General features: G+C 70.1%; 17 protein-coding genes and 1 tRNA gene. 9 read left to right on the top strand and 9 right to left on the bottom strand.

The window, feature by feature from the left end; translation table 11 throughout:
- Positions 1-72: 72 nt before the first annotated feature.
- The gene (locus tag ACTIGN_RS18965; RefSeq protein ID WP_439626660.1) at positions 73-1,173 is read right to left on the bottom strand and encodes a hypothetical protein; all 1,101 of its coding nucleotides are present in this window, start codon (positions 1,171-1,173) and stop codon (positions 73-75) included.
- A gap of 394 nt (positions 1,174-1,567) precedes the next feature.
- On the opposite strand from ACTIGN_RS18965, the gene ACTIGN_RS18960 reads away from it, so the two are divergent.
- From ACTIGN_RS18960 to ACTIGN_RS18930, 7 genes are all read left to right on the top strand, one after another.
- Complete coding sequence (locus ACTIGN_RS18960) at positions 1,568-2,968, top strand: dienelactone hydrolase family protein (protein ID WP_439626658.1); 1,401 nt, start codon at positions 1,568-1,570, stop codon at positions 2,966-2,968.
- Positions 2,969-3,075: 107 nt separating this feature from the next.
- Entirely contained in the window at positions 3,076-3,525 is a 450-nt protein-coding gene (locus tag ACTIGN_RS18955; protein WP_439626656.1) for a TIGR03067 domain-containing protein, read from the top strand.
- Positions 3,526-3,738: 213 nt separating this feature from the next.
- Entirely contained in the window at positions 3,739-4,173 is a 435-nt protein-coding gene (locus ACTIGN_RS18950) for a TIGR03067 domain-containing protein (RefSeq protein ID WP_439626654.1), read from the top strand.
- Positions 4,174-4,282: 109 nt separating this feature from the next.
- The gene (locus tag ACTIGN_RS18945) at positions 4,283-4,717 is read left to right on the top strand and encodes a TIGR03067 domain-containing protein (RefSeq protein WP_439626652.1); all 435 of its coding nucleotides are present in this window, start codon (positions 4,283-4,285) and stop codon (positions 4,715-4,717) included.
- Positions 4,718-4,978: 261 nt separating this feature from the next.
- Positions 4,979-5,743, top strand: coding sequence for a DedA family protein (locus ACTIGN_RS18940; protein WP_439626651.1), 765 nt, complete (start codon positions 4,979-4,981; stop codon positions 5,741-5,743).
- Between the two features lie 167 nt (positions 5,744-5,910).
- A complete protein-coding gene (locus tag ACTIGN_RS18935) occupies positions 5,911-6,402 on the top strand; it encodes an acetolactate synthase (RefSeq protein WP_439626649.1) in 492 nt (163 codons plus the stop codon).
- A gap of 52 nt (positions 6,403-6,454) precedes the next feature.
- Positions 6,455-7,057 carry a hypothetical protein gene (locus tag ACTIGN_RS18930; RefSeq protein WP_439626648.1) on the top strand — a complete coding sequence of 201 codons (603 nt, stop codon included), beginning with the start codon at positions 6,455-6,457 and terminating at the stop codon, positions 7,055-7,057.
- Positions 7,058-7,153: 96 nt separating this feature from the next.
- Here the strand turns inward: ACTIGN_RS18930 and ACTIGN_RS18925 are convergent, their stop codons facing one another.
- From ACTIGN_RS18925 to ACTIGN_RS18910, 4 genes are all read right to left on the bottom strand, one after another.
- Complete coding sequence (locus ACTIGN_RS18925; protein WP_439626647.1) at positions 7,154-8,398, bottom strand: coproporphyrinogen-III oxidase family protein; 1,245 nt, start codon at positions 8,396-8,398, stop codon at positions 7,154-7,156.
- 108 nt (positions 8,399-8,506) lie between these two features.
- The gene (locus ACTIGN_RS18920; protein WP_439626645.1) at positions 8,507-9,388 is read right to left on the bottom strand and encodes a hypothetical protein; all 882 of its coding nucleotides are present in this window, start codon (positions 9,386-9,388) and stop codon (positions 8,507-8,509) included.
- Positions 9,318-10,817: an IMP dehydrogenase gene (gene guaB, locus ACTIGN_RS18915; RefSeq protein WP_439626643.1), complete on the bottom strand. Its 1,500-nt coding sequence runs from the start codon at positions 10,815-10,817 to the stop codon at positions 9,318-9,320. Before guaB ends, ACTIGN_RS18920 begins: the two co-directional genes overlap by 71 nt.
- 158 nt (positions 10,818-10,975) lie before the next feature.
- Positions 10,976-11,959 carry a hypothetical protein gene (locus ACTIGN_RS18910; protein WP_439626641.1) on the bottom strand — a complete coding sequence of 328 codons (984 nt, stop codon included), beginning with the start codon at positions 11,957-11,959 and terminating at the stop codon, positions 10,976-10,978.
- Between the two features lie 360 nt (positions 11,960-12,319).
- On the opposite strand from ACTIGN_RS18910, the gene ACTIGN_RS18905 reads away from it, so the two are divergent.
- Together ACTIGN_RS18905 and ACTIGN_RS18900 are read left to right on the top strand one after the other, a co-directional pair.
- Entirely contained in the window at positions 12,320-13,924 is a 1,605-nt protein-coding gene (locus ACTIGN_RS18905; protein ID WP_439626639.1) for a DUF1559 family PulG-like putative transporter, read from the top strand.
- A gap of 103 nt (positions 13,925-14,027) precedes the next feature.
- Entirely contained in the window at positions 14,028-15,731 is a 1,704-nt protein-coding gene (locus ACTIGN_RS18900; protein ID WP_439626637.1) for a DUF1559 family PulG-like putative transporter, read from the top strand.
- A gap of 507 nt (positions 15,732-16,238) precedes the next feature.
- On the opposite strand, the gene ACTIGN_RS18895 is transcribed toward ACTIGN_RS18900, so the two are convergent.
- From ACTIGN_RS18895 to lysS, 4 genes are all read right to left on the bottom strand, one after another.
- Positions 16,239-16,322: transfer RNA gene (locus tag ACTIGN_RS18895), tRNA-Leu, on the bottom strand.
- A 16-nt stretch (positions 16,323-16,338) separates the two neighbouring features.
- Positions 16,339-16,953, bottom strand: a complete 615-nt coding sequence (locus tag ACTIGN_RS18890; RefSeq protein WP_439626635.1) for a dual specificity protein phosphatase family protein — start codon at positions 16,951-16,953, stop codon at positions 16,339-16,341.
- Between the two features lie 191 nt (positions 16,954-17,144).
- Positions 17,145-19,445: a S1 family peptidase gene (locus tag ACTIGN_RS18885; protein WP_439626633.1), complete on the bottom strand. Its 2,301-nt coding sequence runs from the start codon at positions 19,443-19,445 to the stop codon at positions 17,145-17,147.
- Positions 19,446-19,771: 326 nt separating this feature from the next.
- On the bottom strand, positions 19,772-21,367 hold the full coding sequence (gene lysS / locus ACTIGN_RS18880; protein WP_439626631.1) for a lysine--tRNA ligase: 1,596 nt from the start codon (positions 21,365-21,367) through the stop codon (positions 19,772-19,774).
- Positions 21,368-21,430 lie beyond the last annotated feature (63 nt).

Below are 21,430 nucleotides of genomic sequence, written 5' to 3'. Positions count from 1 at the left end.
CGGGCCTGTGCGAGACCCGCAGGCCCGGCCTCACAGAGGCCGGCTACAGAGAGGAATCCCTCGGACTTCGCCTCAGTCCCGGAACACGACGTCAAGGCCGCTCGCGCCGGCGGGGACGGCCTCGCGCACGGCCGGGGCGGCACCGTGGCCCCAGGTGAACGTCGGGGCGAGCTTCGCCGACAGGTACGTCCGCGCCGGGAGCGTCACCGCCCGGCCCTCGATGGTCAGGCTCACGTCGCGGTCGGTGTGGTTGTAGAACCCGACCGTCTTGCGGCCGTCGGCGGCGTCGCGGTCCGACCGGGCCGGGAACACGCTCACCGTCGGGCCGGCGCCGCGCCCCGCGGCCAGCGGGCTGGACCGGGACACCGACTTCTGCGGGGCGACCGGCGAGTCGGGCGGGAGCGTCAGCGACGGGAGCGAACTCGGCTTCCCGGGCTCGGGGAGTTCGGGGACCGCCGGCGACGGGATCAGCCCGTCGGGCAGCGGCGGGGCCGGGCCGGGGACCGCGGCCCCGCCCGACTCGCGGGGGAACTCGAGCGCCGGGGCCTTCGGCTCGGGGGCCGGTGCCGGCGTCGGAACGGCGGGCCGCTCGGGGACACTCGCCGGCCCCTTCGGCGCCGGGACCGGCGCGAACTCCGGTTCCTTCGGCACCACGAGCTTCGGCAGCGCTCCGGTGTCACTCGGGGTGTCCACGCCGGGGAACTTCGGCAGCGGTTGGGTGTCGGTGGCCCCCGCGGCGGGCGGGGCGGCCTTTCGCGGCGGGGCGGTCTCGGTCGCGGCGACGGGCGGCGGGTCCTTCCGCGCCGGCATCACGGCCGGGACGTTCGGCGACGCCACCGGGTCCGTCGTTCCGCCGGCGGGCCGCACGTCGGACGGCGGGTTGGCCGGGGGCCGCGGCCGGGTGGCCCCGGCGCTGGACGGCGCGGCCTTCGGCACGGCCTCGACCCGCGGCGGCGCGAGCGGGTAGCTGGTCACCGGCGGGGCGACGCACGCGGGCGGGCAGCACGGCACCCCGAGGGGGTACACATGGTGCGACGGGTAGTGGGCCGGTTCGTAGTGAGCGTACCCGTGGTAGTAGTCGTGGCGGGCGGCCCACCGGGGCCAGCACGCCGACGCCCAGTCGGGCAGTGTGCACACGGCCAGCACCGCGACCCAGCACAGGTGGCGCGTCATGGTGAAATTCCTTTTTCGGAGCGCGAACGGGTTCCCCCGACAGTTTGTAACTCTTTCAACGGTCGCGATTCAAGCCGGATTGCGCAGCGTTGAAGACGCCAGCAGTTGATCCGCAGATTCCGCAGATGGACGCAGATTTTCAGACGGAGGACAGAATGCTGTGTCGAATTCCTTGGCCTCACGCGGGCCGCCACGGAGGGCGGCCCCTACAAACCAAACGCAATGCATCTGGTAGGGGCCGCCCTCCGTGGCGGCCCGCCAGCCGCGTCCGGCGGATCTCGCCATGAATTCAACACAGCACCCTGATCTCTGACTTCTGTCCTCTGACTTCTAATCTGTGTCCATCTGCGGAATCTGCGGATAACTTTCTTCTTGATCGTGAAGGGCGTGCCCCATGCGAGTCGCCGCTCTGCTCGTGCTCCTGCTCCCGGCGGTCGCGCACTCGCAGCCCGAGCGCCCGCAGCGCTACGAGGTCGGCCGCCGGCTCAAGGCGTTCGAGGCCGCGTGGGAGAAGGTGGACGACCCCGCCGCACGGGGCCGCGCCCTGGCGGTCCTCCCGAACGCGACGAAGCAGTTCTTCGCTCTGAACCTCGGCGAGGCGGGCCGCACGCTCGACCTCGCGACCTTCGCGCTCGCGTCCGACGCCGGGCCGTCGGCCGGCCGGCAGTGGGTGTGGAGCCTCGACGCTGCGCCCGAGCACCGCGTGCTCGACGGGGCCGCGAGGGAACTCTCGGTCACGGTCCGCCCGCTGTACCCGGTGAAGGGCGAGTGGCCGAAGGCGCTCGAGCTGCAACTGTGGTTCACGAACAAGGACGTCGTGACCGTGAGGCCGCGCGAGTTCCCGGTCACGGTGAAGTTGCCGGTTCCGCCGCTCGGCGACGCCCGCGGCCTCGACCGCAAGCTGTACTTCCTCGCCGACGGCGCGAAGGAACTCCGCCCCGTGGCCGTCGGCGTGTCGCAGGTCGCCGACCTCAAGGCCCGCGTCGCGGCGCTCGCGAAGGCGGCCGACGCCTGGGAGAAGCTGGAGACGATCGAGCAGGCGACGGTCCGCGACCGCTCGCGGGTGCTCGCGGGACTCGTCGCGGGGGACGCACCGGACAGCGACCTCCCCGCGGCCGGGCTGCTCACGAACGCCGAGGCGATGCTCGACGGCGAGCCGTTCTTCACCCCGGCGCGGCACGGGCAGTTCTGGCTCTCGGTGCCGCTCGGCGCGAAGAAGTCGGCCCCGTGCCGCGTCTACGTTCCCAAGGGGCTCGACCCGGCGAAGCCGGTGCCGGTCGTGGTCGCGCTGCACGGGATCGGCGTGGGCGCGAGTGCGTTCTTCGAGGCCTACGGGGCCGGCCGGATCGTGAAGGAGTGCGAGGACCGCCGCTGGGTGCTGATCGCCCCCGAGTGCGGGCTCGGGCTGACCGGCCCGCCGGTCGCCGAGATCGTCGCGAAGCTCGGCGCGCGCTACCCGCTCGACCCGAAGCGGGTGTTCCTCGTCGGGCACTCGATGGGCGCGGCGCGGGCCCTGGAACTGGCCGCGACCGGGAAGTACGCGGGCGTGGCGGCGCTCGGCGGGGGCGGCCGGCTCGCGAAGCCCGAGGCGCTCGCGGCGGTGCCGGTGTTCGTGGGCGTTGGCGACAAGGACCCGTACGCGCTCGCCGGCGCACGCGGGTTAAACGCGGCGCTGGCGGCCGCTAGCGCAAAGGCGCTGACTTACAAGGAGTACCCCGGCGTCGAGCACCTCGTGATCGTTCGCGAGGCGCTGCCCGACGCCTTCGCGGTGTTCGACCGGGCCGCGGCGAAGTGAGCGAACCCGGCGACCGACGACTGGCGGGGGCGGCCGCGGGCGGGTACCTTCAACGCCGCGCCCGGTGCGCGGGCGGTTCGACCAAACATCTCCCCTGGAGCGATGCGATGCGGGCACTGTTCGGAATCGCGGCCGTGCTGGTTGCGGGCCTGGGCCTGGCGGCCGAGGACAAGAAGGCGGCCAAGCTCGACGGCACCTACCTGCTCGTCGGCGTCGAGGCCAACGGCGAGAAGATCCCCGCCGAGTTCATCACCAAGCAGCCCGAGGCCGACCGGACGCTCGTCATCAAGGGCGACCAGATCGTCACCAAGAAGGGCGGCAAGGAGGACGCGGCCGCGTTCAAGGCCGACGCCTCGAAGTCCCCCGCCGAGATCACCATCACGAGCACCGAGGGGGGCAAGGAGAAGGTCGTCCACGGGATCTACAAGGTGGACGGCGACACGCTGACGATCTGCGGCGTCGAGTCGGACAAGCCCGCCGACCGCCCCAAGGAGTTCAAGACCGAGAAGGACACCAAGGCCATGATCCTCGTGCTGAAGAAGCAGAAGGACAAGTGACGCCTTCGGGAGTGGGCAGTGGACGTATCCGGGCGAACCCTGAGCGCCAGCGAAGGGGGGGGGCGCGTCACCCCTCGCTGGCGCTCAGGGTTCGCCAACTACCAACCCACCACTCACCACTGTTGGGTCCATTGCGTTCGGCCCCGGCACGGGTACACTACGCCCGGCGGGGCTCATCACCCGCGTCCGTCCGCGTCACACCGAAGGGTTGCCATGAAACGGTTCGCTGTTGCCGCGTCGCTGCTGGCGGTCTCGCTCGCCGGGGTCGCGCTCGCCGACGAGAAGGCCCTCAAGGAACTCGAGGGGAGCTACGTCGTCACCGTCCTGGAGAAGGGCGGGAAGGCGGCCCCGAAGGAGGTCATGGACGGGCTGAAGGTGAGCATCAAGGGCGACGCCCTGACCATCACCGTCGGGGGCGAGGAGAAGAAGGCGAAGCTCAAGGTGGACGGGGCGAAGACGCCGGCCACCATCGACATCCTCCCGTCGGACGGGCCGGAGAAGGGTAAGACGTTCCCCGGCATCTACAAGGTCGAGAAGGGCGAGGTCACCATCGTGTTCCACGAGAAGGAAGCCGACCGCCCCAAGGAGTTCAAGTCCGAGGGCGAGGGGATGCTCATGAAGCTGAAGAAGGCCGAGGAGAAGAAGTAACGTGGGATAAGTAAATTCGAAGCACGAAATTCGAAGCACGAAAGCGGCGGTTGAATCGAGTGCTTCGTTTCGTGCTTCGTGCTTCGAATTTCTCGCCAGGAGGTTCACCATGCGGAAGTTGATCGCGGCCGCCGCGTTCCTGGCCCTCGCGGCCCCGGTCCTGCGGGCCGACGAGAGGGCCGACGCGGCCAAGAAGCTCGACGGCAAGTACGAGGTCGTCTCGGTCCTCGTCAACGGGAAGCCCGACGACAAGAAGAAGGACGAGGCCAAGGGCGTCGAGATCAAGGACGGCACCCTCTCGATCAAGGGCGAGAAGCGGACCGAGAGCGTGAAGTTCGCCCTCGACCCGTCGAAGAAGCCGGCCCACATCGACCTGTCCGTCGGGCCGGACGAGAAGGTGCTCGGCCTGTACGAGGCGAAGGAGACCGACAAGGGGCTGGAACTCGTCATCACGTTCTCGAAGGGGCTGACGAAGGACCGGCCCAAGGACTTCAAGGGCGAGGGCGAGGACATGATGGTCCTGACGCTGCTCCGCAAGAAGTGACCGCGGCTCCGGCGCGAGGCTCGCCGGCCGCGCCGGTGTCGGTGTGATCTGGGCGAGCGGGGGACGTAAGTCCCCCGGTGAGTGAGAATCGCGGTTCTACCGGGGGACTTACGTCCCCCGCTCGCCGAAGAGGGTGGCTCGCCCGGCCGCGCCGAATCCGGTTGGGCTTTCCCAAGCCCCCCCGTTTGCAATACGCTAACCCCAACGCCAGCGCGCGGGCACAAGCCCGGTGCTCCGTCATACGTTCCCGGCGGGCCGGACATGGAAGAGTCGTTCTTCGCTCAGGTCGCGAACATCGTCGGGACGCTCATCGACCCGCGGAACCTCACGAACCCGGACGCCTTCAAAGCCGCGCTCAACCAGCCGGGCGTGATGTGGGCCGCCCTGTGCGCCGTCACCCTGATCGTGTTCACCGAGACCGGCCTGCTGATCGGGTTCCTCCTCCCCGGGGACTCGCTCCTGGTCGTCCTCGGCGTCGTGGCCCAGCTCAGCGACTGGCCGCTGTGGCCGTTCCTCGGGTGCCTGTGCGTCGCGGCGGTGGTCGGCGACACGGTCGGGTACTGGATCGGCTACCGCACCGGTCCCGCGCTGTTCCGCCGCCCGTCGAGCCGGCTGTTCAGGCAGGAGTACCTCCAGAAGGCCCGGGAGTTCTACGAGCGGCACGGCGGGAAGACGGTGATCTTCGCCCGGTTCGTGCCGATCGTGCGGACGTTCGTGCCGGTCGTCGCCGGGGCCGCCCGGATGGAGTACCGGACGTTCCTCTCCTACAACGTGATCGGCGGCGTCGCCTGGATCACGAGCATGCTGCTGTTCGGCTACTACCTCATCCCGGTGGCCGACCCGATGTTCCAGCGGCTCCTCGACAGGCCGGACTTCACGTGGGCCAAGCACATCGACAAGCTGGCCGCGATGGTGATCGTCGCGTCGGTGCTGCCGATCGTGTGGAAGTGGTGGACCCAGCGGCGGGCGGCGGTCGCGGCCGCGGCGGGGGCGAAGCTCCCGGGGCCGCCGGTCCCCGGCGTGTGACCGCGGGCCGGGCGGTTCGTGGCCGGCCCGCGGGGCCGGCCGTCGCCACGGGGGTCCGAGGCCAGAACATCAGAAGCGCAGGGGCCAGGTGAGGGACGCGCGGGCGCTGCGGCACCTGCTCGTCCGTCCCCTGGGGTTCCGTCCTCTCATCTTACAAAGGGCCGTTCATGAGCTTCGGGGACGAGGCGGGGGTCGAGTACCAGACGTCGCGGGGCCGGGACTGGCCCAGCGTCCGGCAGTTCAACGTGTTCCTCGCCAACCGCATGGGGGCGCTGCTCGAACTGGTCCGCAAGTTCGAGTCCACCGACGTGCGGGTCGTGTCGCTCACCGTCGTCGAGACGGCCGACTGCGCGATCATCCGGCTCGTGCCCAGCGACTACGAGCGGGGGTACGAGGTGCTCACCGCCGCGAAGTACCCGTTCACCGAGAGCGACCTGATCGTCGTCAAGTTGCCCGACGACGACCGCCCGCTGCTCACCATCACCAAGGCGCTGCTCAGCGCCGAGATCAACATCTGCTACATGTACCCGCTGCTCACCGGCGTCGGCCCGCTCGGGAACACCGCCATCGCCGTCCACGTCGACGACTTCGAGTCGGCCGCCGCGGCGCTCGAGGGCAACGGGTTCACCCTGTTCACCGAGAGCGACCTGCGCGAGTGACCTGACGCGGGCAGTTGGCCTGAGGTGGCTAGCCCCTGGGGAAGGTACGCCCATGTGTGTCCGTATCGCGTTTAACCTGTGCGTCGTGCTCGTGCTCGCCTACCCGGCTCGCGCCCAGGAGCCGAAGGAAGCGGCGCTCAAGCCGACGCTCGTCCTGTGTGGCACGCACAGTGCGATTCTCAAAGAGCAGGCCGCCGTCGTCACAAATGCGGCTGCGTGGAAAGAGTTGTGGAAGCAGCACCGGGGGCCGACCCAAGACCCGCCGTTCACCGAGCAGTGCCAAGAGTTGGACGTTAACTTCGAGTCGCACTTCGTCGTGGCGATCTTCGCCGGGTCGTGTGACGAGTGTGAGGTGACACCTCGGAATCGGGGAGCGGATGTCGTAATCGGGTACCGGGCTCGTCTGTACTCCGTTGAACTCAGGGCCCGCATACCGCCGATCGACGACACGCGAAACGAGCGCGAGAAAGCGGCGGATGAGGCGAAGGAGGTCAGGGAGGTGGCAAAGGAGGCGGCCAAGGCTCCGTATGCGTTCGTGGTCCTGCCGAAACCAGTGAAAACAGTCGTGATTGAGAGAGACGTGCGTCGGAGCAAGTTCGACCCGGCGCTGTGGAAGGAAGTGTTTCGGTTCCCAGCACCGAAGGACGAGAAGTGAGTGAGCCCCGGTCCCCCGCTGGGCGCTCACCGTGGTGTTCCCTGCGAGCCCAGATCCGCCCGCACTTCTGTGGTTCGTCCGTGGCGAACCGCGGCGCTACGCCTCCAGCGCCTTCATCAGCTCCTCGATCACCGCGTCGGCGACGAACAGCCCGCGGCGCGTGAGCCGCACCGAGTCGCCGTCGTCGGCCAGCAGCCCGCCGTCCACCAACCGCTTCAGCCGGTCGCCCAGTAGGTCGTCGAGCCCGAACCCGGTCTGCCCGGCGAACCGGCCACGGGCGATCCCGCTCATGCGCCGCAACTGCGTGCCGACCGTCTCGAACGCCCGCTCCCGCGGGTCCAACTGCTCCGACTGGAACGTCGGCGACTCGCCCGAGAGCACCTTCCGAACGTACGCCTTCGTGTCGCGGGTGTTCAACTCGCGGACCCCGCCGGCGTACCGCGCCGCGCCGGCCCCGAACCCGAAGTACGCCTCGTTCGCCCAGTACCGCTCGTTGTGGCGGGTGCGGTGCCCGGGCCTCGCGAAGTTGCTCACCTCGTAGTGCTCGAACCCGGCTGCGGTCAGCCGGTCGATGGCCAACTCGTACATCGCCAGCTCGTCCTCTTCGGGCACGACCGCGACGCGGCCGCTGCGGCGCTGCTTCCACAGCGGCGTGCCCTTCTCGTAGGTGAGGCCGTAGGTCGAGACGTGGTCCGGGCCGAGCGCGAGGGCGGCGTCGAGGTCGGCGGCCCACGCGTCGAGCGTCGAGCCCGGGGCCGCGAAGATCAGGTCGAGCGACAGGTGCAGCCCGTTGGCACGGACCGCCTGGACCGCGGCCGGGATCTGCTCGGCGGTGTGCCGGCGGTCGAGCGCCGCGAGCGACTCCGGGCGGAACGACTGCACCCCGATGCTCACCCGCGTCCCGCCGCGCGCCGCGAAGATCGCCGCCTTCTCGGCCGTGAGGCTGTCGGGCGTGGACTCGATGGAGAACTCCGGCCCTGGCGAGCGGGGGGCGTACGCCCCCCGAGGCGTGGGGTATTCGACACACTCGGAGGGCTTACGCCCCCCGCTCGCCTCGGACTGCAACGGCAGCCACCGGTTCACGGTCGCCAGGAGCCGCTCGAACTGGGCCGGGTTCGGGTACGTCGGGGTGCCGCCGCCGATGAACAGCGTCTCGACGGGGCGGGGCGCGCCGAGGGCGCTCATCTCGATGTCGAGGGCGTCGAGGTAGTGGTCGATGAGGTGGTCGTGGCCGGAGATGACGGCGAAGTCGCAGTACCCGCAGTGGTGGCCGCAGAACGGGACGTGCGCGTAGGCGGTCCGGGGGACGAGCCAGGCGGGGTTTCGAGGTTCGAGTTTCACGGTTCGCGTTCGGGAGATCGCGGGTGCGGGTGTAGGTATGGTACACCCGCGGCCCCGACCCCGCGCCCGAACTTGAAACGTTGAACTCGAAACCCCGCGGAGCGTTGGTCACGGGAAGACGAACGCCAGGCCGGTCATGACGACGCCCTCGAAGGCGGTGCCGGTGATCGTCAGGCCCGGCGGGTACAGGTAGTACGGCACGGGCGTGCCGGGCAGGCACTTGCCGGCGCTGGTGTCCCAGAACCCGTAGGCGAAGCCCGACGCCAGGCTCTGCGGCCAGAGCATCACGTCCTTGTAGAAGTACAGGGCCGACACGAGCGGCTGGACGATGCCCAGGTCCCACCCGTACCGCTCGGCGTTCTTCTCCTCGAAGTGGAGACGGCGGTGGACGACGTACAGCGCGTCGTACGCCGTCTGCATCGGCGGGTACGCGGACGTCTTCGCGACGTACGGCGCGTTGCCGCCGACGGGCGCGACCGGCGGGAACCTGAGGGTCGCGGCGTAGTTCTCGTCCATCTTCACGTTCCGCTGGCGGTCGGCCTGGCGGATCGAGTTCATGATGATCTGCTCGAGCTGCGCGTTGTCGTAGATGTGGAACACGTCCTCGGGCTTGGGGAGGGCCGTGTACTTGCTCCGGTCCAGCGCGGCCTGCTCTTCCGGGGTGGACCGCTTCTCAATGTCGCCCTTCGGCTGCGGGTCGCCGCCGAGCTTCGGCTGCGGGTCGCCGCCGAGGACCGGGGGCTGCTTCGGGTCGGCCTTCTTCGGGTCCGGCTGCGGGGCCGGCGGCTGAGCCTGCGCGTCCGCGGGCGGCAGCGGGACCGCCAGGGGCGGCGCGGCCAGCGCGCTGGGCACCCCGGCGGGCGGCTGCGCCGCGGCGCTGGCGCCCAGTGCCGCGAGGGCCGCGGCGACGCACGCCGCGCTAAACGCCGTCCCCGCCGCTCGCTTCCGCGGAGCTGTAGTTCGGGGCTTCGTGAGTGATAAAGATGTCATGCGGGTGGCTCTCCTGGACCGACGCGGCCGTCACCTGGATGAACCGGGCCCTGGCCCGCAGTTCCTCCAGCGTCTTGCAGCCGCAGTACCCCATCCCGGCCCGCAGGCCGCCGACCAACTGGTACACGAACGGGGCGAGGTGGCCCTTGAACGGGACCCGCCCCTCGACCCCCTCGGGCACCAACTTTCCGTTCCCGGGGGTGGCGGAGTTCCCGTCCCGGCCCTGGTGGTACCGGTCGGCGCTGCCGGCCATCATCGCCCCGAGCGACCCCATCCCGCGGTACTGCTTGAACGACCGCCCGCGGTACAGGATCGTCTGCCCGGGGCTCTCGTCGAGGCCGGCGAACAGCCCGCCGATCATGACCGAGAACGCCCCGCCGGCCAGTGCCTTGGTGATGTCGCCCGAGTACCGCACGCCGCCGTCGGCGATCAGCGGCACCCCGGTCCCGGCCAGCCCCCGGGCCACGTTGGCGATCGCCGACATCTGCGGCACGCCCACGCCCGACACGATCCGCGTCGTGCAGATGGACCCCGGCCCGATGCCGCACTTGATGCCGTCGGCCCCGGCGTCGGCCAGGGCCTTCGCGCCCTCGGCGGTGGCCACGTTGCCGGCGATCACGTCGATCGCGTGCCGCTTCTTCAGCCCGCGGACCGTCTCGATCACGTTGCGGCTGTGCCCGTGGGCCGAGTCCACGACCAGCACGTCCACGCCGGCCTCGATCAGCGACGCGGCCCGGTCGAAGTCGTTGACCCCGATCGCGGCCCCGACCTTCAGCCGCCCCCGCGCGTCCTTACACGCATTGGGGAACTTCAGGATCTTGTCGATGTCCTTGATCGTGATCAACCCCTTCAGTCTGAATTGATCGTCCACCAGGAGCAGTTTCTCCACCTTATTTCGGGTGAGGATCTTTTCCGCCTCTTCGAGCGTGGTGGTCTCGGGGGCGGTCACCAGGTTCTTGCTGGTCATCACCTCCTGCAACTTCTGGTTGTTGTCGTCGAGGAACTTCAGGTCGCGGCGGGTCAGGATCCCCCGGAGCTGCTTCTCGTCGCCGGTGGTGATCGGGACGCCGCTGACGTGGTGCTCCTCCATGACCCGGCGGGCGTGGCCCACGGTGTCGTCGGGCGGGAGCGTGATCGGGTCGGTGATGATCCCGTTCTCGCTCCGCTTCACCTTGTCGACCTCGCGGGTCTGCCGGGCGACGGTCAGGTTCTTGTGGATGATCCCGATCCCGCCCTCCTGGGCCAGGGCGACGGCCAGCCCGCTCTCGGTGACGGTGTCCATCGGGCTGGACACGATCGGGATGTTGATCTTCACGTTCCGGGTGAGCTGGGTGCGGACGTCGGTGTCGCGGGGGACGACGTCGCTGTACCCCGGCTCCAGGAGCACGTCGTCGAACGTGATCCCCGTGTACGCAATGCGCTCGTGCATGACGGCTCCCGCTGCTGCCGGTGGTGGTGGATTCGGGATTATAGGGAGCCGGGGCGAAGGGCGTCGATGGCAACCGCCCCCGCGGGCCGGGGGCCGGAAATGGGAGCGGCCCGTGAACTCGTCACGGGCCGCCGCTGCGCTCGATCCGTCGGGCCGGGTCAGTTGCCGTACTCGCCGCTGAACCCGATCTTCCCGCCGATGCCGCCGATCCCGCCCTGGAACTGGCCGCCGAACCCGCCCTGGATCCCGCCGCCGAACCCGCCCTGGATCTGGCCGCCGAACCCGCCCTGGATCCCGCCGAACCCGCCCTGGATCTGGCCGCCGAACCCGCCCTGGATCCCGCCGATCCCGCCCTGGAACCCTCCTATCCCGCCGATCCCGCCCTGGATCCCGCCCTGGAACCCGCCGATGCCGCCCTGGATCCCGCCGATGCCGCCCTGGATCCCGCCGATGCCACCGATGCCGCCCTGGATGCCGCCACCGATGCCGCCGAGTTGGCCGCCCAGCGCGCCGCCGCCCTGGCCGAGGTAGCCCGGCCCGATCTGCGGGAACGGCCCGACGATGAAGTTCCCACCGCCGCCGCCGATGCCCCCACCGAGACCGCCACCGATGCCTCCGATCCCGCCGCCGAGACCGCCGCCGATGCCTCCGATCCCGCCGATGCCGCCCTGGATCCCGCCCTGGAACCCGCCGCCGATGCCGCCCTGGATCCCGCCCTGGAACCCGCCGATCCCGCCGCCGATGCCGCCCTGGAACCCGCCGATCCCCCCGATCCCGCCGCCGATGCCCTGGATCCCGCCGCCGATGCCGCCGATCCCCCCGATCCCGCCAATGCCGCCCTGGATCTGGCCTCCGATCCCGCCAATGCCGCCCTGGATCTGGCCGCCGATCCCCTGGATGCCGCCCTGGATCTGGCCCTGGATCTGGCCGCCGAGGCCCGCGACCCCGCCGCCGCCGATGCCCGCGACCCCGAGCGCGCCGGGGGCCAGCAGCGGGCGGAACGAGCCCGGCGGGACGTACGGGATGAAGTTGTTTCGGAACGTCCGCTGCTGGGCGCTGACGACACCGGTCAGCGGGAGGACCGCGAGGGCACTCAGGCCGAAGGTGGCGTACAGCAGGCGGCGATGCAGAGAGCGGAACATCACTGACCCTCAATGGTGGTGAGATCTCGCGAGTCCGACCCGCCGGCCGATCGGCACGGGCACCCGGAGGAGCAACCTGGATTGCTTTTGTACAATCCAGACTGCCCACTGAGGGAACGGATGCAAGTCCGGCTTGGAACTTGCGCGAGGACGGTTCGATTTTTCGCGACGGTTCCGGGGGTCGGAGCGGTTAGTCCGGTTCGGGGGCGAATGAAACCGCTCGGTCCGCGGGGCGTCCTCTCACTGAACGCGGCCCGCCGCCCGGGGTTTGCAACCGCCTTGAAAATATCGTCAAGTTCACGCGAATCCTCCGGTACGTTGGGTCGCGGCACGTCGGAACCACTTTGAGGGGAACTGGTCATGGTGCAGCCGAAGGGCGTCCGGTGGTGGGGCGGGTTGGCGGCGTTGGCGGCGGCCGTTGCGGCCACATCGCTGCCGCGCGAGGTTCCACAAGCAGTCGCCGGGCAACCGGTTGCGGCCGAACTTCCCGGCGGGCTCCGGTACGTCCCGACCGATGCGGCCCTGTTCGGGTACCTCGACGCTCCCAAGGTCTGGGGCAGCGCGATCGTGAAGAACGTCCGTAACAGCGACCCGAAGACGATCGAGCTGTTCACGACCGGCCTCAAGGCCGAGTTGGGGTTCGCCGTTGAGGACGTAAAGTCGGTCGTGGTGTTCGTACCCAGCCTCAAGGGGCCGCGCGACGCCGACCAGTACGGGCTTGTGCTGACCTTCGCGAAGGCGTTCGAGAAGGAGCGGATCGAGAAGGGGGTCGCGAAGCTCCTGCGGCGCGACGACCCGAAGGTGAAGGTTACTGCCCCCGACGACCGGACCGCGGTGGTGCTCGTGAACCTGTACGACGAGTTCGCCAAGCCGCGGGCCGCCAAGCCGGGGCCGCTCGACGACGCGCTGAGGGCCGCCGCCAGCGGCAAGTACGCCGCCGTGGCCGCGGCGACGCTCGCCAACCTGCCCGACGAGATCCGCGGGGACAACGTGCCCGTGCAGGTCCGCGCGTTCCAGCCGCTGTTCCACGCCGTCTCGATCTCCGCGACGCTCGACCTGGCCGCCGACCCGACGGTCGTCGTGAGGGTGCGGGCCGGCAGCGCGAAGCAGGCGACCGAGTGCGAGAAGGTGCTCGGCGCGCTGGCCGCGCTGCTCCAGGAGCAACTCGACCAGGGGCTGAAGGAACTCGTCAAGGACGCCGGTGCCCGGGACATCCTCGCCGTGATGCGGGCCGCGGGGCCGGCGCTGAAGGGGGCGAGGTTCGAGACCCTCGGGAGCGACACGCAGGCGACCCTGACGCTCCCCGGCGACCTGCCGTTCGGCGGCGCGTTCGTCGAGGCCCGCAGGAAGACCCAGGAGGCCGCCGCCCGGCTCACGGCGCTGAACAATCTTAAGCAGATCGGCCTGGCGATGCACGGCTACCACGACGCGAACGGGACGTTGCCGCCGGCGGCCGTGTGCGACAAGACCGGCAAGCCGCTGCTGAGCTGGCGCGTGCTCATCCTCCCGTACATCGACCAGAACGCCCTCTACCAGCAGTTCAAGCTCGACGAGCCGTGGGATAGCGCCAACAACAAGAAGCTGCTGGCGAAGATGCCGAAGGTGTACGCGGTCCCCGGGGTGACGCCCGAGGGCGGCACCGACACGCACTTTCGCGTGTTCGTCGGCAACGGGGCCGGGTTCGACTGGGTCAAGGGCGGGAAGCTCACCGACATTGCCGACGGCACGTCCAACACGTTCCTGTGCGTGACCGGGGCCGACGCGGTGCCGTGGACCAAGCCCGACGAACTGGAGTTCGACCCCGAGAAGGATCCGACGAAACTGCTCGGGGCGGTCGCCAGCGGCCGGGTGCTGGTGGGCATGTTCGACGGCTCGGTCCGCACGCTGCCGAATATCCCGCCCAAGGACACGCTCAAGGCGTACATCACGAAGTCCGGCGGCGAGGTGATTTCGGACGACGAGTAATCCGCGTAAGATGACCGAGCCCCGCGGGCCGCGCGCCCGCGGGGCGGTTCACGTCTCGGCCCCCGAATCACCGGGGGCCTCCCCGACCCGTGAGGGTTCTCGCATGCGTTCCGCCACCCGTTCCCTTGCCGCTGCGGCGCTCGCCGGTCTCGCGGCCGCGGTCGTCCTGTTCCGGCCCGGCACCCCACCGGCCGCCGCGGCACAGCCCGAGCCGGCGCTGCCGGCCGACCTCGCCCTGGTCCCGTCCGACGCCGTGGGGTTCGTCCATGTCCGGGCCGCCGACCTCTGGAAGAGCGACGCGCTGGCCGGCTTCCGGCAGACGTTCGAGAAGGCCGGCCCGAAGGCGCTCGCCGCCCTCGACGAGCAGTTCGTCCCCAAGATCTCCACGTTCGACCGGATGACCGCGTTCCTCGTGCCGGGCGGTGGCGAGGGGCCGCCGGTCCCGTTCGGCGTGCTGCGGTTCTCGGCCCCGTTCGACCCGGCCGAGGTCGTGAAGGCCTACGCCCCGGGCGCGGAGAAGGCCGCCGTCGCTGGGAAGGACGTGTTCTCCGCTCCGGGCGCCGGGTTCGACCTGTACTTCCCCGACCGGCAGCACGTCGTCGTCGGCCCGTCGGGCACCTTCGCCCTCCTGTTCGCCGACCGCAAGGCCAAGACCGGACCGATGGGGTACGCCCTCAAGCTCGCCGCGGCGGGCAAGCCGTTCGTCGCGGCGGTCAACCTTCAAGCGGTCCCGCTGCCGGCCCGTATGCTCGCCGACCTGCCGGCCGAGGCCAAGGCGCTGCTGAAGGCCGAGCACGTCACGCTGTCGGCGAGCGTCGGCGGGGCGATCACGCTCGACCTCGCCGCCGGGTACAAGACGGCGGAAGACGCGCAGGACGCCGAGAAGGCGATCAAGGTACTGGCCGAGTACGCCCGCACGGAACTGGCGAAGCTGAAGGACGACCTCGAAAAGCGGCTCCTGGGGCAGAAGGGGCCGCGCCCGGCGGGCGCCCTGCCCGAGGCGCTGCTGACGGTGTTCGGTCTGGGGGCACTCAACCAGGCCGACGAGTGGCTGGCCAACCCCGCGGCGTTCGTGAAGCGCGACGGCGCGATGCTCACCGCGAGCCTGGCGGTGCCGAAGGAACTCGTTGCGGTGTACGGAGCGGGGAGCGTGATGGTCGGGCTGCTGCTGCCGGCCGTGCAGAAGGTGCGGGCGGCCGCAGCCCGGATGACTTCCTCGAACAACCTGAAGCAGATCGCCATCGCGGTCCACAGCTACCACGACACGTACCAGCGGTTCCCGAGCGACATCGTCGACAAGAACGGCAAGCCGCTGCTGAGCTGGCGGGTCGCCATCCTGCCGTTCCTGGAGCAGGACAACCTGTACAAGCAGTTCAAGCTCGACGAGCCGTGGGACAGCGAGAACAACAAGAAGGCGTCGCAGGCGGTGGTGAAGGTCTTCCTGTCGCCCCAGGTGCCGGCGACCCCGGGCGGGTTCACGCACTACCGCGGGTTCTCGGGGCCGGGCGCGGCGTTCGAGCCGGGGAAGCAAATCACCCTCAACGCCATGGCCGACGGCACGTCGAACACGCTCATGGTGGTGGAGACGGCCGAGGCGGTAGAGTGGGCGAAGCCGAACGACATCCCGTTCGACCCGAAGAAGCCGTTCCCGAAGCTGACGAGCGTGACCGGCGACGACAAGATCCTGGCGGCGCTGTGCGACGGCTCGGTGCGGATGCTGGACCTGAAGAGACTCACCGAGGCGACGCTGAAGGCGGTCGTCACCCGCGACGCCGGCGATGCGCTGGGCAAGGACTGGGACGAGTGAGGCCGGACCGGGGAACGAACGGCCGGGCGTGTGCCGCTCCATGAGGTGCCAACATGCTGTTCGCTTCGGACTCTCCAGACGTTGGCACGTTGTGCTTCGCGTTCGTGGTACTGCTGGCGGTCGCGAACCTCGTGCTGTTCGCGGCCGCATACTTCTGGACGCGCCCGCGCCCAGGTGAGGAACCCGCACAGCCCGCCGTTGATGACGGGCTCGCGGGGCATCGGTTCTGGCGTCGCGTGATGGTGCTGGGGTTCCTCAGTTCTATGCCCGCGGTCTGGTTTGGCGGCAAGCTTGGGGTCCCGTTCGGGTTGACAGTCGTACCAAGTTGTCTGGGTGCGCTCTGCGGTATGATGCGGGTTTACTCATTCCGCTGCCCGCGGTGCCGTGACATTTTTGTGGGGGTTTGGATGAATCATAACATCCTGGCAAACCGGTGCGTTCACTGTGGCTACCCGCACACCACCGCTGAAGATTCAGGATTGGACGTGTGAGAAAGTGCGTGTTCAGTGCGAAGGGGGGGACTTGAACCCCCACGGGATCGCTCCCGCTGGAACCTAAATCCAGTGCGTCTGCCAATTCCGCCACCCTCGCAGGAGCGCCGACCGGGTTACTCTATGCGCCCGGCGGCCCCTTCGCTACCCGGCCGCTTCCACCGCGGCTGGTAGTTCCGCAGGTACTCGGCGATGTTGTCCCGCATGTCGATCGGGTCGAACCCGCACGTCCGCATCTCCTCGATCGCCCGGTCGCACGGCCACCGGTCGTACTCCATGCGGTACACCGAGCACATCGTCCCGGTGCGGTGGACGCCCGCGAAGCAGTGGACCAGTACCGGGTAGTTCGCCCTGTCGTCCATCACCGCCAGGAACTCGCGGACCGCGTCGTCGGCTGGCACCTCGCCGGCCTCGTCCGGGCTCCACAGCCGGGGGACGATGCGGACGTGCCGCACCCCGCGGGCCGCGCACATCTCCTCCTCCCAGGCGTCGGGCGACGCCCGCCCGGCGACGCGGGACGTGCGGAGCGTCACGACGGTCTTGATCCCCTTCTCGTGGATGACCCGCTTCAGCCCGTCGGGCGTGAGCTGGCCGCTCCGGTACAGGACCCCCTCGGTGACGACGCGGAGGTTGCGGAACTGCACGGCGTGCTGAGACGTGTACACGATGGGCGGGGCCGCCGCGATTCCCACGGCGGTGAGCCCCAGTACGACCTGCCACCGGCTTGCCATCCCGCACCCTCCACCTCGGCCGACAACCGGGGGCACGGTAGCACGACACCGGCGGCGTGAAAAGGCGGACTGCCGCGGAGCAACAGACGCCTTCGGCGGCAGAGGACAGAGGACAGAACAGCATACCCACTGAGGTTTGACTGTCCTCTGATTTCTGTCCTCTGCCGCCGAAGGCGTCTGTCCTCTCCCCACTACTCCAGGACCGAGCGGGGCCGGCCGGCGCGGTCGAGCAGTTCGATCTTCTTGACGGTGACGACCCGCGGGCCGACGCCGTCGAGTTCCTTGGCCTCCACCTTGAGGGTGACCCGGGCCGGGTGCAGGAATCCCCGCAGCGCCGGGTCGCGGACCTTCGCCGCGAGCGCCGGCGACGCCGTGAAGTGGAGGTTCCCGGGCCGCTGCTCCGAGAACAGCAGGAGCGACAGTTCCGGGTCATCGTCGCGGCCGGCGACCACCGGCGACAGGTACGCCATCACCGTCAGCTCCTGGCCGACGAACTTCTCGGGCGCGCGGTTCAGGGCCACCAGTTCGTCGCCCGCCGGCTCGGTGGCGGGCACGGTGCTGACGATCCGGTTCCCGCGGCCGATGAAGTCGATCTGCGCGACCCGGGCGGCCGCGGTCCCGTTCGCGGCCGGGGTGCCGACCTTGAGCGTCAGCCGCACCGGCAGCGCCTGGTCCTCGGGCGGGATCTCGCTCAACTGGGTCGCGACCTCGCGGTCGGCGACGAACGTGAGCCCCTCGGGCCGCACGTCGGAGTCGTCGGACACGGTCACCTCGTACACGGCCCCGCGCCGCGGCGTGCCGGGCACCAGCTTCCCGCGGACCGCGACCACCTGCCCGGCGTACTTCGCGAGGTTCTTGCGGAACGTCTCGATCGGGATCGCGTCGCTCGCCGACTGCACGCCGTTGAGCACGAACTTGTACGCGACCGGCTTCGAGCGGAGGACCGCGCCGGTCGCGCTGCGGCACTCCAGTTGGAGCGCGACGGCCGGGGCCTTCGCGCCGGCCGGCAGGCGGAACTCGCCGACCATCGCCCGCGTCGTGGCCCCGAGGTCGACCCTGGCGAGTTCGACCTTGTTCGCACCCGGCAGCGGCTTCCACCCGGCCTCGTCGTCGGCCTCGGGGGCGGGAACGGTCGCTCCGGTCCAGACGTGCAGCGCCGCCCCCTTCACGCGGTCGAGCGGGTCGGCGAGCGGCGCGAGCACCCGGAACGCGCCCTGGTTGGTCTCGGACCCGGACGACAGCACGACCGCGGGGTACACGCGGCCGGCGAGCAGCGCCGAGAGTTCGTGCGCCGGGATCGCCAGCCCGATGCCGCTCCCCTTGATCGTGGCGACCGCGACCCCGGCGAGCCGGCCGTCGGTGTCCACCACCGGGCCGCCGCTGTTGCCGGGGTTCAGCGACCCGTCGAGCTGCACCCGGCCGACGGCCCCGGCGTCGTTGAGCCGGATGCTCGACACGGCCCCGCGGCCGATGGTGATGTTCGGGTTCCGCGTGCCGATGGAGAGGGCGTCGCCGTAGGGGAACCCGCAGATGCGGACCTCCATCAGCTCGGCGAGCTTCGGAGCGAGGTCCGGGTCGATCGGCTTCGGCACCCGCTCGGCCTTGGTGACGCGGACCAGGGCGAGGTCGAGTTCCGCGTCGGCGGCGACGACCTGGCCGGGCCGCTCCCACTCGCCCGGGAGCCCGCTCTCGAACACGACGGTGACCTGCGGCGGCCCGTCGATCGGGCTGGCCGACCGCGGGCTGATGACGTGCTGGTTCGTCGCCACGAGCAACTCGTCGCCGGTCGCCCGGACCACGAACCCGGACCCGCTCCCGCGGACCGCCCCGGCCGACACCTTCAGGTACGCGGTCGCCTTCTTGGTCTCGTCGATCGTCATCTTCCCGCCGCCCTCGGGCGGGGCCGCCTTCGACGCGAACGGCGGGACCGTCAGATCGTCGGGGCCGATCTTCTGGAGCGACGGGACGAGAACGGTCGGGGCCGGGCGGTTCGTCACGCTGGCCGCGAACAGTTCCGCGAACTCGGGCGGCACCGTCGGCTTGGGCTGCGGGGGCAGCGGCCGTTGGCCGTCTTTCTTCGGCGCGACCACCTTCTTCGGGGCCGGCTCGGGGTCGGGGTTCGCCGCAACCGGCTTTGGCTTGTCGCCGCTCATCAGCACGACGACGAGGCCGACGACCGCGGCCATCGCGAGCACCGCCCCGCCGACGAGCAGCACCGGGAACTTCCTCTCGGGCTTGGCCCCGGCCTTGGCCTTCGCTTTTGCCTTGGCCCCGCGGCCCTTCGGGGCCGGTTCGGGGGCGCGGCGGGGTTCCGCCGTGGTGAACGGGTCGTCGTCCTCGACCGCGGCCGCTTCGGGCACGGGGGGCACCGCGGCCGTCGCGGGCTGCGGCAGGAAGATCCCGGCGCACTCCGGGCACTCGGTGGGCGGGTCACCGGGCCGCGGGGCCGGGATCGTGAGCCGGACGGCGCAGTGCGGACATTGCACGATCATAAAGTTCTCCCCGCTCTCCGAGGGACGCTGGGAAATGATGGTACGACGCGGTGAACCGCAACGCAACCGAAAGGCGGGGGCGGCTCCGGCAGCGTAGACGACTCGCTCCGCGAGTCGCACCCCGGCGCAGAAATTTTCACCGGTCGGCTCATACCGAATTGCGTGGATCAGTTGCCCGTGGTGGGGCAGGCATTCTTGCCTGCCTCCAAACGCCTCACGAGGCAGACAAGAATGTCTGCCCCACCAGACAGAAGCGAATCCATGAGGTTCGGTATCGGAGCCCCACCGGAGTCACTCGCGGAGCGAGTGACGTACCTTGTCGGCGGTCACTTCGCCTCGGGTCGGAGGAGCGGGAACAGGATCACGTCGCGGATCGTCTGCGTGTTGGTCAGCAGCATCACGAGCCGGTCGATGCCGATGCCCAGGCCGCCCGCGGGCGGCATCCCGTGCCGCAGCGCCCGGATGAAGTCGTGGTCCATCTTGGCCATCGAGTCCTCCTCCGCCATGCCGGCGAGCTGCTGGGCGAACGTCTGCTCCTGCGTGATTGGGTCGTTCAGCTCGGTGTAGGCGTTGGCGAGTTCCATGCCGAACACGTACAGCTCGAACCGCTCGGCCAGCGCCGGGTTGTCGCGCTTGCGCTTCGTGAGCGGGCACAGCGCGGCCGGGTAGTCGTACACGAACACGGGCCGGTCGAGCTTCGCCAGCGCCGGCTCGACCCTGTGCTCGAACAGCTCGTGAACGAGCACGTCGTGCTCCTTCGCGGTCACGGTGCCGGTCTTCTCGTCGCGCAGTTCGAGCCGCACCTTCGCCGCGGTCGCGGCCCGGCGCACGGCGTCCTTGTCGAGCATGTCGCACCCCGCGTGCTCGCGCATCAGGTCCGCGTACTGCACCCGCAGGAACGGCGGCGCGAAGTTCACGACCCGGTCGCCGAACGGCAGGTGCCGCTCGCCGAACAGGTCGTAGGCCCGCTTCCGCACGGCCCGCGTCTTCTTCTCGCCCTTCTCCTCGTACTCCTCGGTCCGCTCGACCTCGGCGGCCGGTCCGACGGCGTCCACGAGCGCGACGATCAGCCCCTCGGTCAGCTCCATGATGCTGAACAGGTCGCCGTACGCCTGGTACAGCTCCAGCATCGTGAACTCGGGGTTGTGCTTCTTGCTGACCCCCTCGTTGCGGAACACGCGGCCGATCTCGTACACCTTTTCGAGCCCGCCGACGAGCAGCTTCTTGAGCGGCAGTTCGAGCGCGATGCGGACGAACAGGTCGAGCCCGAGGGTGTTGTGGTGCGTCTCGAACGGGCGGGCCGCCGCGCCGCCGGCGATCGCGTGGAGCGTCGGCGTCTCGACCTCCAGGTAGCCGAGGTCGTCGAGGTGGGTGCGGATCGTGCGGATGAGCTTCACCCGCTGCTGCGCCCGGCGGAGGGTGTCCGGGGTGTAGATCATGTCGAGGTACCGGTGCCGGAGCCGGTACTCCTCGTCGCTCATCCCCGACGTGTCCTTCGGGTGCGGCTCCAGCGACTTCGTGAGGAACGTGAGCTTCGTGGCCTGGATCGTCGGCTCGCCGGTCCGGGTCTTGCCGAACTCGCCGTCCACCCCGATGAGGTCGCCGAAGTCGAGCAGTTGGACGACCTTCCACTCGGTCTCGGTGAGCTTGTTGACGCGGAGCATCACCTGGACCCGGCCGGTCTGGTCCCAGATCTCGAGGAACACGAGCTTCCCGCCCGGCCGCATCCGCACGACGCGGCCGGCGGCCCGCACGGCCGGCCCCTGCTTGTCGTCGGCGAAGTTCTCGGCCGGCAGCTTGCGGACCTCGCCGATCGGGGTGACGCCGTCGAACCGGTGGCCCCACGGGTCGATGCCGAGGGCTTCGATCTGGCGGAGCTTGTCGAGGCGGACCTCGGCGAGGTCGGGTGCTTCGTCGGCCACTGGTACACTTCCGTTCGTGGTGATGGTGTGGGGGAGTTTTAGCCCCGCGGCGGATTCAAGGAC

It is taken from the genome of Gemmata sp., from assembly GCF_051859125.1.
In the GTDB taxonomy this organism is placed as follows: Bacteria; Planctomycetota; Planctomycetia; order Gemmatales; family Gemmataceae; genus Gemmata.
This window is presented reverse-complemented; position numbering and strand designations above follow the sequence as displayed.

Excerpts from the sequence above, each read along its gene's own strand:
- ACTIGN_RS18955 (WP_439626656.1), top strand. The coding sequence starts at position 3,076 with ATGCGGGCACTGTTCGGAATCGCGGCCGTGCTGGTTGCGGGCCTGGGC.
- ACTIGN_RS18950 (WP_439626654.1), top strand. The coding sequence starts at position 3,739 with ATGAAACGGTTCGCTGTTGCCGCGTCGCTGCTGGCGGTCTCGCTCGCC.
- ACTIGN_RS18945 (WP_439626652.1), top strand. The coding sequence starts at position 4,283 with ATGCGGAAGTTGATCGCGGCCGCCGCGTTCCTGGCCCTCGCGGCCCCG.
- ACTIGN_RS18885 (WP_439626633.1), bottom strand. The coding sequence starts at position 19,445 with ATGATCGTGCAATGTCCGCACTGCGCCGTCCGGCTCACGATCCCGGCC.
- ACTIGN_RS18920 (WP_439626645.1), bottom strand. The coding sequence starts at position 9,388 with ATGACATCTTTATCACTCACGAAGCCCCGAACTACAGCTCCGCGGAAG.
- guaB (WP_439626643.1), bottom strand. The coding sequence starts at position 10,817 with ATGCACGAGCGCATTGCGTACACGGGGATCACGTTCGACGACGTGCTC.
- ACTIGN_RS18940 (WP_439626651.1), top strand. The coding sequence starts at position 4,979 with ATGGAAGAGTCGTTCTTCGCTCAGGTCGCGAACATCGTCGGGACGCTC.
- ACTIGN_RS18910 (WP_439626641.1), bottom strand. The coding sequence starts at position 11,959 with ATGTTCCGCTCTCTGCATCGCCGCCTGCTGTACGCCACCTTCGGCCTG.
- ACTIGN_RS18890 (WP_439626635.1), bottom strand. The coding sequence starts at position 16,953 with ATGGCAAGCCGGTGGCAGGTCGTACTGGGGCTCACCGCCGTGGGAATC.
- ACTIGN_RS18900 (WP_439626637.1), top strand. The coding sequence starts at position 14,028 with ATGCGTTCCGCCACCCGTTCCCTTGCCGCTGCGGCGCTCGCCGGTCTC.
- ACTIGN_RS18905 (WP_439626639.1), top strand. The coding sequence starts at position 12,320 with ATGGTGCAGCCGAAGGGCGTCCGGTGGTGGGGCGGGTTGGCGGCGTTG.
- ACTIGN_RS18930 (WP_439626648.1), top strand. The coding sequence starts at position 6,455 with ATGTGTGTCCGTATCGCGTTTAACCTGTGCGTCGTGCTCGTGCTCGCC.
- ACTIGN_RS18960 (WP_439626658.1), top strand. The coding sequence starts at position 1,568 with ATGCGAGTCGCCGCTCTGCTCGTGCTCCTGCTCCCGGCGGTCGCGCAC.
- ACTIGN_RS18965 (WP_439626660.1), bottom strand. The coding sequence starts at position 1,173 with ATGACGCGCCACCTGTGCTGGGTCGCGGTGCTGGCCGTGTGCACACTG.
- ACTIGN_RS18935 (WP_439626649.1), top strand. The coding sequence starts at position 5,911 with ATGAGCTTCGGGGACGAGGCGGGGGTCGAGTACCAGACGTCGCGGGGC.